Origin of the sequence: Microcystis wesenbergii FACHB-1317 (assembly GCF_014696875.1) — a bacterium.
In the GTDB taxonomy this organism is placed as follows: domain Bacteria; phylum Cyanobacteriota; class Cyanobacteriia; order Cyanobacteriales; family Microcystaceae; genus Microcystis; species Microcystis wesenbergii_A.
In genome coordinates, this window is sequence record NZ_JACJQV010000108.1 from 1 (window position 1) to 15,515 (window position 15,515).

Genomic DNA, 15,515 nt, shown 5'->3' on the forward strand with positions numbered 1-15,515 from the left:
CCTGTTTGTGCCTTAAGTCCTTCCCTGTATGGATTTCAGCTACTTTTGAGCGTAGGTGCTCTCATCGAATTTTATTTTAAGTTAATTATTTGCATAACAATTCCCGAAGAGCCAAATTTCTCCTGCTATTTTTGGCTCTATGTTTCAAGCGGTAATGAATCCAAAAGAGCGACGCAATTTAGGGGCGCATTATACCTCCGAGAAAAATATTCAAAAGGTGATTAAACCATTATTTTTAGATGATTTACACAGAGAATTTGAGAAGATTAAAGGCAATCGCAATAAATTACTAGAATTTCAGAAAAAGATTGCTAATTTATATTTTCTTGATCCTGCCTGTGGTTGCGGCAATTTTTTAATTATTACCTATCGGGAGTTACGCAATTTAGAGATTTTGGTATTACAGGAGTTAGATAAAACGGGGCAGTTAGTAACAGATATTAGTACCATTATTCAGGTGGATGTCAATCAGTTTGCTGGTATTGAATACGATGAATTTGCGGTGAGGGTGGCTGAGGTGGCAATGTGGTTAATTGATCATCAGATGAATATTAAAGTTAGTAATACTTTTGGTCAATATTTTGTGCGTTTGCCATTGAAAAAAGCGGCAAAGATTGTTCATGGAAATGCCTTACGGATTGATTGGGAGGAACTTATCTCAAAAGAGAAGCTCAATTTTATTTTAGGAAATCCTCCTTTTGTTGGTGCGATGATTATGAACGAACAGCAAAGGAATGATATGGCTTATGTTTTCGACGGTGAGAAAGGAATAGGCGTTTTAGATTATGTGTGTGCATGGTATATTAAGGCTGCTCAAATAATTCAGGGCAATAGAATCAGGGTTGCTTTTGTTTCCACAAATTCTATATCTCAAGGGGAGCAAGTTGCCTTACTTTGGAATATTCTTTTTCAAAAATATCAGTTAAAAATTCATTTTGCCCATCGTACTTTTAAATGGAGTAATGAAGCAAAAGGAAACGCCGCAGTTCATTGTGTTATTATTGGCTTTGGAAGTTTTAATATAACAACTAAAATCCTATTTGATTATGAAGATATCCAAGGTGAATCATTAGTTGTTCAGTCTAATAATATTAATCCCTATTTGGTTGATGGAAGTGACATCATTATTTCTAATCGAAGTTTTCCTTTATCTAATGTTCCATTAATGCGTTTTGGTAGTATGCCAAGAGATGGTGGTAATTTTATTTTTACAGAACCAGAAAAAGAAGAATTTTTAAAATTAGAGCCGAAGGCAGAAAAATGGATTAAACCTTATACAGGAGCGCAAGAATTTATTAATGGTTATAGTCGCTACTGTCTATGGTTAATTGATATTTCTCCCAGGGAATTAAAGACATTACCAGAAGTCATAAAAAAAGTAGATAAGGTTAAAAATTTTAGATTAAAAAGTAAAGCTGCTTCTACTCGCAAATTTGCGGCGACACCTACTCTATTCTGTCAAATAGCACAACCCGAAACGAATTATTTACTTGTTCCCCGCGTCTCATCTGAAAGAAGAAAATATATTCCAATAGGTTTTATGAATAAAAATGTGATTGGTAATGATCAAGTTTTATTAATTCCTAATGCAAATTTATATTTATTTGGTATTCTTACTTCAGCAATGCACATGGCATGGGTTAAATATGTCTGTGGCAGATTAAAAAGCGATTATCGCTACTCAAAAGATATTGTTTATAATAACTACCCCTTTCCAGAAAATATCACCGACAAACAAAAACAAACCGTTGAAACTTGCGCTCAAGCTGTGCTAGATACTAGGGTAAAATATCCCGATAGTAGCCTTGCGGATTTATACGATCCTTTAACTATGCCTCCCGACTTGCTCAAAGCTCACCAAAAACTTGACAAAGCTGTTGATTTGTGTTACCGTCCCCAACCTTTCACCAGTGAATTAAACCGTATTGAATACCTCTTTGAACTCTACGAAAAATTAACCGCTCCCCTACTCCCTACCAGCAAACAAAAACCCGCAAAAAGAAAAAATCCTCAATAACGAAGGCAAAAGGCAACAGGCAAAAGGCAAAAGGCAAAAGGAGATTATTTTTATTTATTCTCCCCATCACCCCACACCCCACACCCCACACCCCACTTCCCCACTTCCTCATCACCCCACACCCCACACCCCACACCCCACACCCCACACCCCACACCCCACACCCCACACCCCACACCCATCCCTAAGCGCCGCAATTCCGGAGATTATATAAAAAAACACCCAGAACAATCGAGGTGATGGACAATACTAAAGGTTGTGTAGGTCATCAGAAAAGCCCTTTCAGGGTAAAATACTATGAAACTAGCGTCACGAGTCAATCAAGTCACCCCCTCCCTTACCCTAGCTATCGACTCTCTGGCCAAGGAAATGAAGAAAAACGGCGAAGATGTCTGTAGTTTTAGCGCCGGGGAGCCAGATTTCGACACACCCATTCACATCAGAGCTGCCGCGAAAAAGGCCCTCGATGAGGGAAAAACTCGCTACGGACCGGCTGCCGGAGAACCGGGGTTAAGAAAAGCGATCGCTGAGAAATTGCTGCGGGATAATCAACTAGCATACAATGCCGATAATGTGATTGTTACCAATGGCGGTAAACAGTCTCTCTATAATCTAATCATGGCGTTAATTGAAGCGGGGGACGAAGTAATTATTCCCGCACCCTACTGGTTGAGTTACCCTGAAATGGTGACGTTAGCGGGGGGAACATCGGTTATAGTGAACACTAGCCTAGAGAATCACTATAAAATCACCCCCGAACAGCTAGAAGCGGCAATTACACCGAAAACTAAATTATTTGTTCTCAATTCTCCCTCTAATCCTACCGGTATTGTCTATACTCCCGAAGAAATCGCAGCTTTAGCAAAAATTGTGGTTGAAAAGGATATTTTAGTGGTTTCTGATGAAATTTACGAGAAAATCCTCTACGATGGCGCAATTCACCGCAGTATCGCTTCTTTTGGTCCGGAAATCTTTCAGCGCAGTATTATTAGTAATGGTTTTGCTAAAGCTTTCTCGATGACGGGGTGGCGCGTCGGTTACATAGCAGGACCGGTGGAAATTGTCAAGGCCATGACTAAGATCCAAGGTCATAGTACCTCTAATGTCTGCACTTTTGCTCAGTACGGTGCGATCGCTGCTTTAGAGAGTCCCCAAGATTGCATCGAGGAAATGGTCAAAGCTTTTAGCGAGCGCCGACAGTATATTTTAGAACGAGTGCGAGCAATCCCCAGACTCAATTGTCCTACTCCCAACGGTGCTTTTTATGTGTTTATCGATATTAGTCAAACTGGTTTAAAATCCCGGGATTTTTGTCAGAAACTCCTCGAAACCCAAAAAGTGGCTGCTATCCCCGGTATTGCTTTCGGTGCTGATGATTGTATTCGTCTTTCCTATGCTACAGACCTAAAGACGATTGAAAAAGGATTCGATCGCATTGATCAGTTCATCGGCAGTTTGTAGGATGATTACTTTATCTGTTAGGGTGAATTTTGTTCGCCCTTTTTTTTGGGTTTTAACAGCCAATTATCTGTAATTTCTAGAGGTATTAAGATGAGTGGGATCAAGTTAGAAGATATTAGGGAAATTACCAAGAATCCGCAAGGAAAAGGATATTTAATTATTTTTAATGATAACAGAGTAATTATTTTATATAAAAAAAGAACTATTGCTGCTTTGCTAACTCTGATTAGGTATGGAGAAGGTTGTGAGAGCGATCTAACTAATGCGACCAATAATTTGCAAGAGATAAAAACTATACTCAAGGGTAAAATTCCTGAAAATTTAATTCAAGATTCCTATGCTGATGCTAATAAACCCTTTAGCGAACTTTGGAATGAAGAGGGATTTAATTTTATTTCTGCTCCCCCAGGACAAAAAAGATTAGGCAGTCAAAAATATATTTTAGAGAGTTCCGATCATCAACGACTTTTTACCACTACTAAACCACCGATTAGAACACCTCCCTCATCCCTAATTCAGAGAAATATCTTAGAAAAAAAAAAATAAATGTAATTTTTGTGGCTCAATTCTTAAAAAGAAAGAAAATATCAATCAAAATACCTATGCTAGGGATCGAGTGCGTTTAGTTTGGGATCATCGGATTCCCGTAGAAAAAGGTGGAAATAGTGCCGATGACAATTTTCAAGCTCTCTGCTTCTATTGTAATAAATGCAAATGGCAAATCTGTAATCTTTGTAACTATGCTCCTGATAAATGTTCAGAATGTGTCTTAGCTTTTCCTGAAGTAACTAAGATTATTTTCCCCAGTCAAGAAAATATTGAAGATCGGTTAAATCGAGCTAATTAAGTGATTTAGTAATATTTATACCAATATGTTTAATGACTGGGGGACAGACAGCGTTAGAAAGTTGTTTAATAGCAGCGGTGCGAGAAACAGGAAAATAATAATCATCGGGAAATCCCATTAATCTTTTTATTTCTAAGAGACTTAAATGTCTTCTTTCCTTGCTATACACTGGAATCATGGCACCACCACCGCTAACACTAACTGCAAAAGTAGGAAAGGGTTTTTGGATAGAAATTGCTCGGATGCCACTAGATCTCATTTGATAAATACAATTATCATAATCTACATTAACACTTGCCCTTTCAATACTTATTCTTGTTTTTGGCAGTTGAAAAGATAATTGTTCGGCATTAATTCTGCCAGCATAATAATCAATATACTGCTGCCATTTTTCCGATATGGGAATTGAATAATCCCCCGGAACAATAATTTTTTCAATACCCACTTCTGCATGGCAAGGTTGGGGAAATTGAAAGTTTTTAATTCCTAAATCCTTTCGGAAAGCCAATAAAAAAAAGCGAGGTCTTGATTGAGGAATTTGGAAATATTTACTATCGATAACTGCATAAAAAGCCAGATAATTTATTTCTTTTAACTGGATTAATATATCTTTTAATATCTGCCCTTGATTTAAGCGCACGATATTACTAACATTTTCAAGAAAGATAACTTTAGGCTTTTTTTCATGGCAAATTCTGAGAATTTCCTGAATGGCTAGTCCGCGACTGTCTTGCCAACCTTTTTGTTGTCCTGCTCTGGAAAATGGCTGACAGGGAAATCCTCCACAAAAAACCTCAAAATCGGGAAGTAAGCTAGGAATTAAAGCTTCAACATCTTGCGGTTTTATGGATTCATGAAAATTGTGATTGTAGGTTTTCACACAATCTGGGTTATTTTCGTTGCTAAAAACACATTGCCAACCGATTTGTTCAAGACCGAGACGAAAGCCACCAATTCCCGCATAAAAATCGGCAAAAGTCAAGCAACTATGGGTAAAATTTTTGTTAGCTGGACGAATAGGTAACTGGTTCATAATATTGATTGAATAACCGAGAGTCTTATCTATTTTCTCAGATATTATTGTACTAGATGCCCAAGGGGACAGATGGACAGACAGGGGGAGAATGTGATTGACTTTCCCTAGGGGCTTTTGTTAAGTTACATTAAGCCCTACAATAAAATTCTAGGGAGTTAGACGAAATTCGCTCGATCGCTCGGTCTTATCCGCTCCTAGCTGAGATAGACAAAAGATAGCGCATCGAGAAATAGAAAACTTGAGCTACTCAGTCCTTCGTCAATACTGCCCTTGTCATCTACCTTGAGTTATAACCTAGTGTCCCAAACCCTACCTAAACCTGCCCTAAAAAGAGAATTTTTGCCATTTACCCTACAGGATGTCCGTCTAGCTATCCCGGCTCGTTGCTTCCAATCAAGCGTTTTTCGCTCTTTAGCCTACTTTTTTTTTGATATTGGCATCATTACCCTGCTTTACTGGATAACTTACCAGATTAATCAAGCATGGTTCTTCCCCCTTTTTTGGTTTATGCAGGGAACCATGTTTTGGGCCTTATTTGTCGTCGGTCACGATTGCGGTCACGGTTCCTTTTCCCGTTATCGTTGGTTAAATAACTTAATCGGTCATCTCAGTCATACTCCCATTCTCGTACCTTTCCACGGTTGGCGCATCAGTCATCGCACCCATCACGCTAATACCGGCAATATCGACACCGATGAAAGTTGGTATCCCGTCACGGAAACCCAGTATAACAATATGGCCTGGTACGAAAAATTAGCTCGTTTTCAGCTAATTTTATTTGTTTATCCCCTTTATCTTTTCCGTCGTTCCCCTAATAAACAGGGGTCCCATTTTATGCCCGAAAGCCCCCTTTTTCGCCCCTCGGAACGGTGGCAGGTACTGACTAGCACCGTTTGCTGTACCTTTATGTTAGGTCTATTAATCGGGGTTGGTGTTAGCCAAGGCTTTTGGTTTCTGTTTAACTACTACATCATGCCCTATATCGTCTTTGTGGTTTGGTTGGACCTAGTGACATTCCTACACCACACCGAAGATGATATTCCCTGGTATCGCGGTCAAGACTGGTACTTTCTCAAAGGGGCGCTTTCTACCATCGATCGCGATTATGGCATCTTTAATCCCATCCATCACCAAATTGGTACTCACGTCGCCCATCATATTTTTATCACTATTCCCCACTATCATCTCCAAGAAGCAACCGAGGCCATCCGTCCCGTCTTAGGAGACTATTATCGCGTCTCGAAAGAACCGATTTTCAAATCTCTCTGGCGGTCCTACCGCAATTGTCATTTTGTCAGTGACCAAGGCAGTAAGATTTTTTACCGCAAAAACTGATCCTGTCTTAGCTATCAGGAGGAAACGGCAGCAAAATCTGCCTCCTCCTCTCACACCGAGAATAGTTGCCAAAACTGGGGATAAAGTCTTTGTCTTTATTTGATTTATTGGCAAGGAATTAAGCTGATGCAGTGAAATTGAACAACGTACAAAGGGAATGACATTGGCAGAATTGGCCAAGAATCAAACAAATATCCAAGCGGTTCTCTAGGATTTGATCATTTTGCTTTTCAACAGCTACTGACAAGAGGATATTAAGCGCCTAGAATCTAAAAATTTACGATCAAGCAGGTCTAAAGAGTGAATTTTTATGATACTGTCCATTGTACTAACTCAATTATAACTTTGCTATAAAATATTAATTATTCAGACAGCAAAAAAAGTAGCAGATTATGACACAGGCAATCCTTACTCAAATCTTGAATCAGCTTGAGACTCTTGAGCTAAAAGAACTTCAGCTGCTTAATCAGAAGATTCAACAGTATCTTATGGATAAAGAAGAAGCTGAGAAACAAGCGGTATTTCACCAATCTCTTCTTGATGCTGGATTAGTCAAGCAGATTAAGCGTCCTTCATCTCAACCGATAACTGAGCGACGATTGATTAAAATCGAGGGAAAACCTATTTCAGAAACGATTATTGAGGAACGCCGTTAAATGGCACTTTATTTCCTAGATAGTAGTGCCTTGGTCAAGCGTTATATCAGCGAAACTGGTTCAGCATGGGTATTGGAATTATTTACTGATGCTTTAAATAATGAAATATTTATTGCCGCAATCGCCAAGGTAGAAATTGTAGCTGCTATTACGCGAAGATCCCGCACTGGAAGTATTAGCGTTACGGATGCAACGGCAATAGTTCATCAGTTGAGAAAGGACTCGCTTAAAGATTATCAAGTCATTGAAATTACCGAAAGTATAATTAATTCAGGAATGGTATTAGCGGAAACTTATGGTTTAAGAGGTTATGACGCAATCCAGTTAGCAGTAGGTTGTGCTGTTAATACACTTTGCCTAGCTAGTGGTTTACCTTCTATCACTTTTGTCTCGGCAGATAATGAATTGAATGTTGCTGTTATCAGTGAGGGATTGCTGATGGAAAATCCTAATAATCATCCGTCTTAAGTAAGCGATAAGCTGTGAACTCTGAAATTTTTAGAGTTTAAAAAGGTGGAAAAAAATAATCCCCTTCAAGGGAGTAAAGGAATTAAGCTGATGCAGCGAAATTGAACGACGTACAAAGGGAATGACATCGGCAGCATTGGCCAAGAATCAAACAAATATCTAATTGGAGAAGCAACTAGAAATGTACCAAAGGAAATTAAGTCTCCCTATCCTCTTATTCCTTGGCGTTTAATCGGAGGAATGAGAAATATTTAGAAAAGGTGCTATTATACTGAACAATACTTAAATTGTGTTAAAATCGGTTATGTTGTTAATTTAAGGGATAGTTACATGAAAATTGTTACTGTTACTGAGGCCAAAGAACAAATTGATGAATTAGTGAATGATACCAATGATAATCATCAACCAATTTTGTTATCTGGTACGAAAAATAATGCTATTTTAATTGCTGAGGAAGATTGGAACTCTATTCAAGAAACGCTTTATTTGTATTCTATTCCTGGTATGGTAGATTCAATTATTGAAGGTGGCAACACTTCTATTGAAGATTGTCTGGATGAGGCGGGTATCAGAGCAATTTTAAATGGATAATTGGCAGTTGGTTTTTACCAAACAAGCGAAAAAAGATGCTGAAAAGCTTGCTCGTACTGGTTTGGCAAAACAAGCTAACGAGTTATTAAATATTCTTAAGTCAAATCCCTATCAATCTTATCCTGTTTATGAGAAACTCAGTGGCGATTTAGCGAGCTATTATTCCAGACGTATTAATATTCAGCATCGTTTGGTTTATCAGGTTATTCCAGAAGAGAAGGTTGTCAAAATTATACGGATGTGGATTCATTATGAATAACTACTCTTATTTATTTTACCTAAAATGTCGGATGAATGCCCCCGCTAGATTTTTCGACAAGATACTCACCTTTGCGGGGGATGAAATCCGACCAGAATATCAATGACCCTGAGCGAAGTCGAACGGGTCAACCGCAAAGCACGATTTTAATTCTACTATTTGTAGGTAAACTGTGTTATACTTAATTTATCTAGGGTCGAGGATTAATCAATGCTAGTCCTAGAAGCCAAGTTAAAAAACGGGACACCAGAGAGGCAGGAAAATTTATTGTAATTTCTCAATAATACTGATAATGATTCTCTTTAGCTGGGGGAGATTGTTTTGAATCACTTTCCAGACGACTTTTTCATCAATTGCCCAATATTCATGAACTAATTTATCCCCCATACCTGCGATGTTTTTCCAAGGAATATCAGGATAATTAACTCTCACTTCATCAGGAATATTTTTGACTGCTTCACCAATTATTTCAATTAATTTTACTGCCGAAAGAAAGATTTCTATCTTAGTTGAAAATTCTTCAAAGCTTAGATACTGAGTCATCTTTTCTAGTTGACAAATTGCCTCTAGAATGTCTTGCAAGAAATCTCTAAATTCCCGTTGCGTCATACATAAATAACCTCGGATAAAATTCTTTCTCTCCTTCTTCCTTTTAAGCCATTTTTACTGATAACATCCGCTTTTACCTTAAGTAAATCACTTAGATAATATTCCATATCTACTAAATCCAGTAAACTAGGCGGTTCTGTATAATCTATCAGAATATTAACTTCACTATTTTCCTGCACTTCTCCTTTTACATAATCTCCAAAAATACCTAATTCACTGACATGATACTTTTCTTTTACTAAGGACTTAACTTGACCTAAAATCGCTTTAATTTCTTCTAAATTTTTCATGATGCTTACCTTCTAAGATAACGGAAAAGACTTTTACCCTACTGATCAAAATTTTATTTCCTGTATCTGTATTGTAGCAGATATCGGATGAAAGGATAAACCATACTCCTTAAAATCATGAGAATTGAGAGAGTTATGCCAAAAATACCCCCTCAACTGACTGAATGAAGGGGCATTTATGGTATTTTGGTGGGCAATTTAGCCAACTTTTCTGGTTTCTTTTTCAATGGATTGAGAGGACTTCAGTTTGCGCTTGAGGGTTGAGGCTGTGCCGAGAGTACCGAGGGCGAGGAAACCGAGGGTTGAGGTGGGTTCGGGAACACTTTTAATTATCATTACTTTTGTAGGATTGTTAGAACCGCATTGATTAATACCGTCTAAAGTGGTACAAGTAAACGAATTAACTCGGTAATCATATCCTGAACTTACGTCCTCTTCAGAATATGTTATTACCTTATTTGTCAGATCAAAGGTAGGCTGCATTTTCATTCCAAAGAATACCTCTTCAGATATTGAAGTAATAGGAGTGTCAAAATTTACGTTTAACGATACTGATCCTAATCCATAGTCAATAGTGTAATATCCTATAGGTAAACCAGGTTGTATATCAATTGGTGGCAATGGCTCAATTGGGCTAGTTCCAACACCTGGAGAAGTATTTGGGCAATTTCCTGCTGTAGTATATGAACAGAAAAAACCCTCACTTCCAATAATAGGTGTCCACTTGGCTGTATCGTACTGGAAACTTAAGGAAATTGACGTAATTCCATTTCCAGGGGGATCCCATAACCACACAACAGGGTTGGGAGCCTGAGGAGTCCATGCAAAAAAGTTTTTAGGGTACCCAATATCTATACATTCTTTAGAACTATTGAATTGAAATAGGTTAAATTCACAAGCCCATACTATTCTAAGACTAGGATCATCTTTTTTACCGAATATTACAGCTGATGCTGGTTGACTAAGTATACAAAGAGTAGTTACACATAAGGTGGAAATGGTTGCATTTAAGGTAATTGTTTTCATTTCTAAGATAAGGTAAAGATCCAGAGTAGCCAGATGTCCCAATATACAAGGTTGGATTAAGCAACACCCCAACCCAACACCAAAGGGAGATAGCAGAAGCATACACACTCCCCCCCCCACAACTGTATTAAAAGCTACAATTTAATAAATCTTTATATTCCTCTCTTAATCCCGATAAAGAAACCGCAGAACCAAGTCGGTTGTGAACAGCCCACCGCTTTTACCATTTTTGGTTAGTATCTGGATGTGGTATTATTTGAGGTGTGTTCGGATTATCTGATACGATCAAGGTCTATGACAACTTACTATGAAATCCTCAGCCAAATAGAGAATCTTCCCCTTACGGATAAGTTGCGACTTTTAGAGGATTTAAAAACTATCATCAAGCCGACCGTAGCACCAAAAGATGACGATGAGATCATTCCAGCCGAAGAACTTGCTGAAAGCCAAGCAGCATGGCAAGATTATTTATCCGGTCGAGATACTGGAATCACTTCAACAGAATTAAAATACAAACTATTTGGAGATAAACTTGGCTGATTATATTCTACTTAGACAAGCAGAACGCTACTTAGAAAGGATGCCTAAAAATGATCAAATTCGTCTTCTTGAAGCTTTGGATACTTTGATTTCGGATTCTACAAAATTAGATATTAAACCCCTTTACGGAAGAGATGAACTAAGATTGCGAGTGGGTAAGTATCGAGTGTTGTTTTTTGAAGATAGAGATAACAATCTATAGGTCATTACAACTATTAAACCTCGCGGCGATGTCTATAAATAATACCAGAACTCTTTTCTAGACTGCTGTTTCTCCTTTCGCCATAAGACAGTGATTCACAGAAGAAGGAATTTCATGCGTTTTCCACTGTTTTACTCCTTCTCAGGCAAACTATCCTCTTTCGTGAGGGATTGTGACGCGGTATGTCGGATTTGTTGCTTAATTATTGGGAATTAATGAAATCTTGAGGATGAACGATGGTAATATTGGGAATAGGGATAAAGTCATCAGGATTAAAGGTTAATAAATGGGTAATGTTAGAAGCTTTCATGACAGCAAGAAGCCTAATATCATGAGTGCGTTTTCCTTTAATGTTGTAGATGGTTACTAATTGAAACCAAAGGGGAAAAATATCCGGGGTTTCTGCAATTAATGTAAAGTTATCTAATAAATCATTGACATAATTTGTAGCTTGTGCTGGAGTCCAACCTAAACCATTAACATCAAGGGGTCGGGTTGCAACTACCCAAAATTCAATTAAAACTTGAGGAATAATAACACATTCATTAGCTGTTTCAACGATTTGAGTAATTACATTATTAGCAAGAGAATAAGTTGCTGAAGACGTATCAGCCGCCCGAAGCAAAATGTTAGTATCCAGTAAATATTGAGTCATTAGTCTTCATACATAGTGTCACGGTGTAAAGCTTCATCAGGTAAATTCGCACTTGTTTTAGGAAGTTTAGCGATTACTTTCTGCCATTTTTGAGCTTTTTCCTGGGGAGTGAGACTATAATCTGGGGAAGGGAGGGAAATTCTTGAGGTGAGAGATTCGGTGAAGGATAACACTTCTTGTTGTTTTTCTAAGGGAAGTTTTCTTAGGTTTTTAATGATAACTTGTTCAATGTTCATTTGACTTAGACTAATAGGCAACCATATCGATCATATCTCATGCCGCAATTTCTCTATATTTAATAAATCTTTACATTCCTCTCCCTCATGGCTTACGCTGGTATCTGCACTACTTCCTTGTCAGCATCAGGATTTTCAGTGATTTGGGGATTTTGAGGATGGGTGATGGCTGAAGATGGAAACGCTCTCGACATTGACCTTGTAGATTATCATTGAGGGAAAAAACATGATGACCCGGAAAAATCCCGTACATCCGGGCAGAATTGTCAAAAGTTCGATTGAAGAGCTTGAATTGACCGTTACGGCTGCGGCAAAAATGCTGAACGTGTCACGCTCTAGACTATCCAACCTAATCAATGGCAAACCGGGGATTTCCCCAGAAATGGCTGTGCGTTTGTCAAAGACAATCGGTAGCACCCCTGCTTTCTGGCTGCGCCTCCAGATGAATTATGATCTTGCTGAGGTTAAAAAACCAGAGAAATCGTGAGCGAGGGTTAGCCATCCGTTTTAACGGATGGTAGTCGAGCGAACAGGGGGATTTATCCCCCTGTATCATTTATTAGTTTGATTCTCAATGTATTTTTTAATAGTTTCCGTAGAAGCGTTGCCAGCAGTTGAGCAGAAATAGCTAGGAGTCCACAGAGTGGGTAGTTTTAACAATTCTGGAAATTCTTTTCTTAAGTGATGAGATAGTCTCCCTTTGATTCTTTTAATTATTGTGGTCGGGGAATAACTAGGGTCTGATTCCAAAAATAAATGAATATGATCTGGCATTATTTCTAATGCGTTCTCGCGTAGCGAGCGCGTTCTCGCGTAGCGAGCGCGTTGCGACCAACCTCCAGTTATTTTCTTGGCACAGGTCAAAAATAATCGACTGCGCTCTTAACTTAATGTCCCCTTTTAATACCGCTTTTCTCCGTTTTGGACACCAGACAAAGTGATAGTTAAGTAGTGTTACCGAATGAGGATTTCTTCTATAATCTTCCATCTACCCTTGACAAATAGTGTATTTCCAACATATCCTATATACAGGAGGTAAGTCAAGATGTACGGAGTTCAAGAAGTTCTCATCCATACAGACAGCGAGATAAGGGCTGTCTTAGAGTTTGTCTGTGAAGAAGCTAACAAGCTGGCTAATTGTGGTATTTATTATTGTCGGCAAATGCTTTTTAAGGCAGGGCGATATATCGGTAAATATGACCTTGATTCTCAGTTGAAAAATCACCCTCATTTTCGAGCCATGCGGTCATGTTGCGCTCAACAATTGCTCCATGATGTTGCTGAATCTTTTTCTTCCTATAAAGGGCTTTTAGGTCTCTGGAATAAAGGGCAATTACCTAATAAGCCTAGACCACCTAAATATCGAAAGAAAGGGGGGATGGCAGTAGTAACCTATACGGCAAGATATGTGAAGTTAACCGAAAAAGGGTTAAGGTTTTCGTTGGGGGAGCAGGTAAAAGCTTGGTTCGGGATTGATAGTTTTTATCTGCCAATGCCGTCTAATTTGAGGTTTGAAGACATTAAAGAGTTTCGGATCGTTCCTAGAAATCTTAGTTTTTATCTTGAGTGTGTTTATAAGCAACCCGATCAAGAGAAAGTTAAGCCTAATAACAATGTACTAGGAATAGATCACGGATTGGGTAACTGGTTAACCTGCGTTTCTAACACGGGAAAGTCTTTTATCTTTGACGGAAAAAAGGCTAAGTCTCAAAATCAATGGTATAACAAGCGAGTTGCTCAAATTAAGACTGGTAAGCCGCAGGGTTACTGGGATGATGAATTAGCTAAAATAACCGAAAGGCGTAACCGACAGATGAGAGACGCTACCAATAAAGCTGCTCGTTTTATTATCAATTGGTGTCTCGGCCATGACATTTCTACTGTCGTTTTTGGAGGGAATCAGCGACAAAAAGACTCGATTGAGTTAGGAAAGAAAGTTAATCAGGAATTTGTTAGTATTCCCACAGCGAAGCTTAAAAATCGCATTGGTCAATTGTGTGAAAAGTACGGGATTAAATTCGTTGAGACTGAGGAAAGCTACACCTCAAAGGCTTCTTTTTTAGATGGTGATTCGCTACCTAAATTCGGTGAGAAACCCGAAGGGTGGCAGTCATCAGGTAAAAGAATTAAAAGAGGTTTGTTTAAAGCTTTTAGTGGTCAATTAATTAATGCTGATTGCAACGGTGCGGCCAATATCATTAAAAAAGTAGCCACACAGCTAGGGGTTTCTCTAGATAAGGTGGGTAGGGCATCTTTGACAGTGCCACAACGATATAAATTGGATAGCCTTTCTAAAATATATCGTAATCGAATAGAAGCGCGGTTTCAACCCGCTTCTATTCACCGATTAGAATCCCCGTCTTTTTAAAGCGGGGAGATGTCAAAGGAAGATAGAATTTTGTGAATCCGATTGGGTTACAACACCAAACAACATTGGGTTAGCGCGATCTCGAAGAGAGCCGCCTTCGACGGTGCGCTGCTTCTGTAGCTGATAAACTAGGGATACCAGCTTTCATCAAGACATCAGCATGACTACCAACGTAGCAAAAACTCAATGGCAGTATTTAGAGAAACGTCCTCATTCCTGGCGACAGCAACTATACGTCAAAGGTAGGAAACTGACAGCTTTCACTGTTTGGTCAGATGGGATCGCCAACAAAATGACTCCTGAAGAAGTCGCCGACAGCAAAGAATTACCCTTAGCCGCCGTTCTCGAAGCAATTGAATACTGCCAAACTCATCAAGAACTGTTGCAGCAGGAAGCGGACGCAGAACGTCGTTACCTAGAAGCGAGAGGAGTAGCCCTTGAGCCTAAAGTTACTCATTGTTGACATCCTCACCGCCGTAAAACGGACGGCGATTCCCAAACCTCACGATTTGGGTTTCTGCTTCTTTCCCGAAGGATTTTTCGCACCTGCCTTAACAGATTTACTCTGTTCTGGTCATCAGGTCGCTCTACAGACTGACACCGCAAGCCCTGCGGCCAAAATATTTTTACTGGCGTTAATATCTCGGTCATGGTGAGTCCCACAGTCTGGACAATCCCACTCTCGAACATTTAACGGCATTTTCTCAGTAATATACCCGCAATTACTACACCTTTTAGAGCTAGGAAACCATCTATCTATTTCGATGTAGTTTCTCCCATACCAACGGCATTTATAGGCTAATTGTCACCCCCCCAACCCCCCCGACGTCGGGGGGGCAAGGGGTAGGGCTGTTTCATTCTCCCATCAGAATATCAAAAGTAAAAGCGATCACTGTCAGGTAAAATGAGAAGTGAACGC

19 protein-coding genes and 3 pseudogenes are annotated in these 15,515 nt (G+C 39.0%); 14 read left to right on the forward strand and 8 right to left on the reverse strand.

Going from position 1 to position 15,515, the window contains the following annotated elements; translation table 11 throughout:
• Positions 1–100: 100 nt before the first annotated feature.
• From H6F92_RS07765 to H6F92_RS25830, 4 genes and pseudogenes are all read left to right on the forward strand, one after another.
• Positions 101–2,017 (forward strand): annotated as a pseudogene (locus tag H6F92_RS07765) (class I SAM-dependent DNA methyltransferase); the annotation flags it as partial.
• A 297-nt stretch (positions 2,018–2,314) separates the two neighbouring features.
• Positions 2,315–3,478: a pyridoxal phosphate-dependent aminotransferase gene (locus H6F92_RS07770; RefSeq protein ID WP_190357425.1), complete on the forward strand. Its 1,164-nt coding sequence runs from the start codon at positions 2,315–2,317 to the stop codon at positions 3,476–3,478.
• Positions 3,479–3,568: 90 nt separating this feature from the next.
• Positions 3,569–4,024 carry a hypothetical protein gene (locus H6F92_RS25825; RefSeq protein ID WP_242030049.1) on the forward strand — a complete coding sequence of 152 codons (456 nt, stop codon included), beginning with the start codon at positions 3,569–3,571 and terminating at the stop codon, positions 4,022–4,024.
• A 70-nt stretch (positions 4,025–4,094) separates the two neighbouring features.
• On the forward strand, positions 4,095–4,325 hold the full coding sequence (locus H6F92_RS25830; RefSeq protein ID WP_256094039.1) for an HNH endonuclease: 231 nt from the start codon (positions 4,095–4,097) through the stop codon (positions 4,323–4,325).
• Here H6F92_RS25830 and H6F92_RS07780 read toward each other — a convergent pair.
• On the reverse strand, positions 4,318–5,358 hold the full coding sequence (locus H6F92_RS07780) for a DNA cytosine methyltransferase (RefSeq protein WP_190357426.1): 1,041 nt from the start codon (positions 5,356–5,358) through the stop codon (positions 4,318–4,320). The two genes, H6F92_RS25830 and H6F92_RS07780, sit on opposite strands and share 8 nt — an antisense overlap.
• 300 nt (positions 5,359–5,658) lie before the next feature.
• Here H6F92_RS07780 and H6F92_RS07785 point away from each other — a divergent pair, with 300 nt between their 5' ends.
• The 5 genes from H6F92_RS07785 (at position 5,659) to H6F92_RS07805 (ending at position 8,670) form a co-directional block, all read left to right on the forward strand.
• Positions 5,659–6,696: a fatty acid desaturase gene (locus H6F92_RS07785; protein WP_190357427.1), complete on the forward strand. Its 1,038-nt coding sequence runs from the start codon at positions 5,659–5,661 to the stop codon at positions 6,694–6,696.
• A gap of 392 nt (positions 6,697–7,088) precedes the next feature.
• On the forward strand, positions 7,089–7,352 hold the full coding sequence (locus tag H6F92_RS07790) for a hypothetical protein (RefSeq protein WP_190357428.1): 264 nt from the start codon (positions 7,089–7,091) through the stop codon (positions 7,350–7,352).
• Positions 7,353–7,820 (forward strand): type II toxin-antitoxin system VapC family toxin, encoded by a 468-nt coding sequence (locus H6F92_RS07795; protein ID WP_045362300.1) that lies wholly within the window; start codon positions 7,353–7,355, stop codon positions 7,818–7,820.
• A 330-nt stretch (positions 7,821–8,150) separates the two neighbouring features.
• Complete coding sequence (locus tag H6F92_RS07800; protein WP_190357429.1) at positions 8,151–8,411, forward strand: type II toxin-antitoxin system Phd/YefM family antitoxin; 261 nt, start codon at positions 8,151–8,153, stop codon at positions 8,409–8,411.
• Positions 8,404–8,670, forward strand: a complete 267-nt coding sequence (locus tag H6F92_RS07805; protein WP_190357430.1) for a Txe/YoeB family addiction module toxin — start codon at positions 8,404–8,406, stop codon at positions 8,668–8,670. Before H6F92_RS07800 ends, H6F92_RS07805 begins: the two co-directional genes overlap by 8 nt.
• A 264-nt stretch (positions 8,671–8,934) precedes the next feature.
• Here the strand turns inward: H6F92_RS07805 and H6F92_RS07810 are convergent, their stop codons facing one another.
• The 3 genes from H6F92_RS07810 to H6F92_RS25835 all read right to left on the reverse strand — a co-directional run bounded on the left by H6F92_RS07810 (position 8,935) and on the right by H6F92_RS25835 (position 10,595).
• Positions 8,935–9,279 (reverse strand): HepT-like ribonuclease domain-containing protein, encoded by a 345-nt coding sequence (locus tag H6F92_RS07810; protein ID WP_190357431.1) that lies wholly within the window; start codon positions 9,277–9,279, stop codon positions 8,935–8,937.
• Complete coding sequence (locus H6F92_RS07815; protein ID WP_002783391.1) at positions 9,276–9,569, reverse strand: nucleotidyltransferase family protein; 294 nt, start codon at positions 9,567–9,569, stop codon at positions 9,276–9,278. The genes H6F92_RS07810 and H6F92_RS07815 overlap by 4 nt, the downstream gene beginning before the upstream one ends.
• A 198-nt stretch (positions 9,570–9,767) precedes the next feature.
• A complete protein-coding gene (locus tag H6F92_RS25835; protein ID WP_242030050.1) occupies positions 9,768–10,595 on the reverse strand; it encodes a PEP-CTERM sorting domain-containing protein in 828 nt (275 codons plus the stop codon).
• A 294-nt stretch (positions 10,596–10,889) separates the two neighbouring features.
• Here H6F92_RS25835 and H6F92_RS07825 point away from each other — a divergent pair, with 294 nt between their 5' ends.
• The gene (locus H6F92_RS07825; protein ID WP_002734321.1) at positions 10,890–11,135 is read left to right on the forward strand and encodes a hypothetical protein; all 246 of its coding nucleotides are present in this window, start codon (positions 10,890–10,892) and stop codon (positions 11,133–11,135) included.
• A complete protein-coding gene (locus H6F92_RS07830) occupies positions 11,128–11,337 on the forward strand; it encodes a type II toxin-antitoxin system RelE family toxin (RefSeq protein ID WP_002798168.1) in 210 nt (69 codons plus the stop codon). Before H6F92_RS07825 ends, H6F92_RS07830 begins: the two co-directional genes overlap by 8 nt.
• Before the next feature lie 202 nt (positions 11,338–11,539).
• Here H6F92_RS07830 and H6F92_RS07835 read toward each other — a convergent pair whose 3' ends face one another.
• Both H6F92_RS07835 and H6F92_RS07840 read right to left on the reverse strand, forming a co-directional pair.
• Positions 11,540–11,992, reverse strand: a complete 453-nt coding sequence (locus tag H6F92_RS07835) for a type II toxin-antitoxin system VapC family toxin (RefSeq protein ID WP_002750618.1) — start codon at positions 11,990–11,992, stop codon at positions 11,540–11,542.
• A complete protein-coding gene (locus H6F92_RS07840) occupies positions 11,992–12,228 on the reverse strand; it encodes a hypothetical protein (protein WP_008202209.1) in 237 nt (78 codons plus the stop codon). The genes H6F92_RS07835 and H6F92_RS07840 overlap by 1 nt, the downstream gene beginning before the upstream one ends.
• A gap of 226 nt (positions 12,229–12,454) precedes the next feature.
• On the opposite strand from H6F92_RS07840, the gene H6F92_RS07845 reads away from it, so the two are divergent.
• Positions 12,455–12,715 (forward strand): HigA family addiction module antitoxin, encoded by a 261-nt coding sequence (locus H6F92_RS07845; protein WP_242030051.1) that lies wholly within the window; start codon positions 12,455–12,457, stop codon positions 12,713–12,715.
• Positions 12,716–12,780: 65 nt separating this feature from the next.
• On the opposite strand, the pseudogene tnpA reads toward H6F92_RS07845, so the two are convergent.
• A pseudogene (tnpA, locus tag H6F92_RS07850) lies at positions 12,781–13,216 on the reverse strand (IS200/IS605 family transposase).
• A gap of 57 nt (positions 13,217–13,273) precedes the next feature.
• Between tnpA and H6F92_RS07855 the strand changes: the two are divergent.
• Together H6F92_RS07855 and H6F92_RS07860 are read left to right on the forward strand one after the other, a co-directional pair.
• The gene (locus H6F92_RS07855; protein WP_190357432.1) at positions 13,274–14,596 is read left to right on the forward strand and encodes an RNA-guided endonuclease InsQ/TnpB family protein; all 1,323 of its coding nucleotides are present in this window, start codon (positions 13,274–13,276) and stop codon (positions 14,594–14,596) included.
• A 160-nt stretch (positions 14,597–14,756) separates the two neighbouring features.
• The gene (locus H6F92_RS07860) at positions 14,757–15,059 is read left to right on the forward strand and encodes a hypothetical protein (RefSeq protein WP_190357433.1); all 303 of its coding nucleotides are present in this window, start codon (positions 14,757–14,759) and stop codon (positions 15,057–15,059) included.
• A gap of 39 nt (positions 15,060–15,098) precedes the next feature.
• On the opposite strand, the pseudogene H6F92_RS07870 reads toward H6F92_RS07860, so the two are convergent.
• Positions 15,099–15,401 (reverse strand): annotated as a pseudogene (locus H6F92_RS07870) (RNA-guided endonuclease InsQ/TnpB family protein); the annotation flags it as partial.
• Between the last annotated feature and the right edge of the window lie 114 nt (positions 15,402–15,515).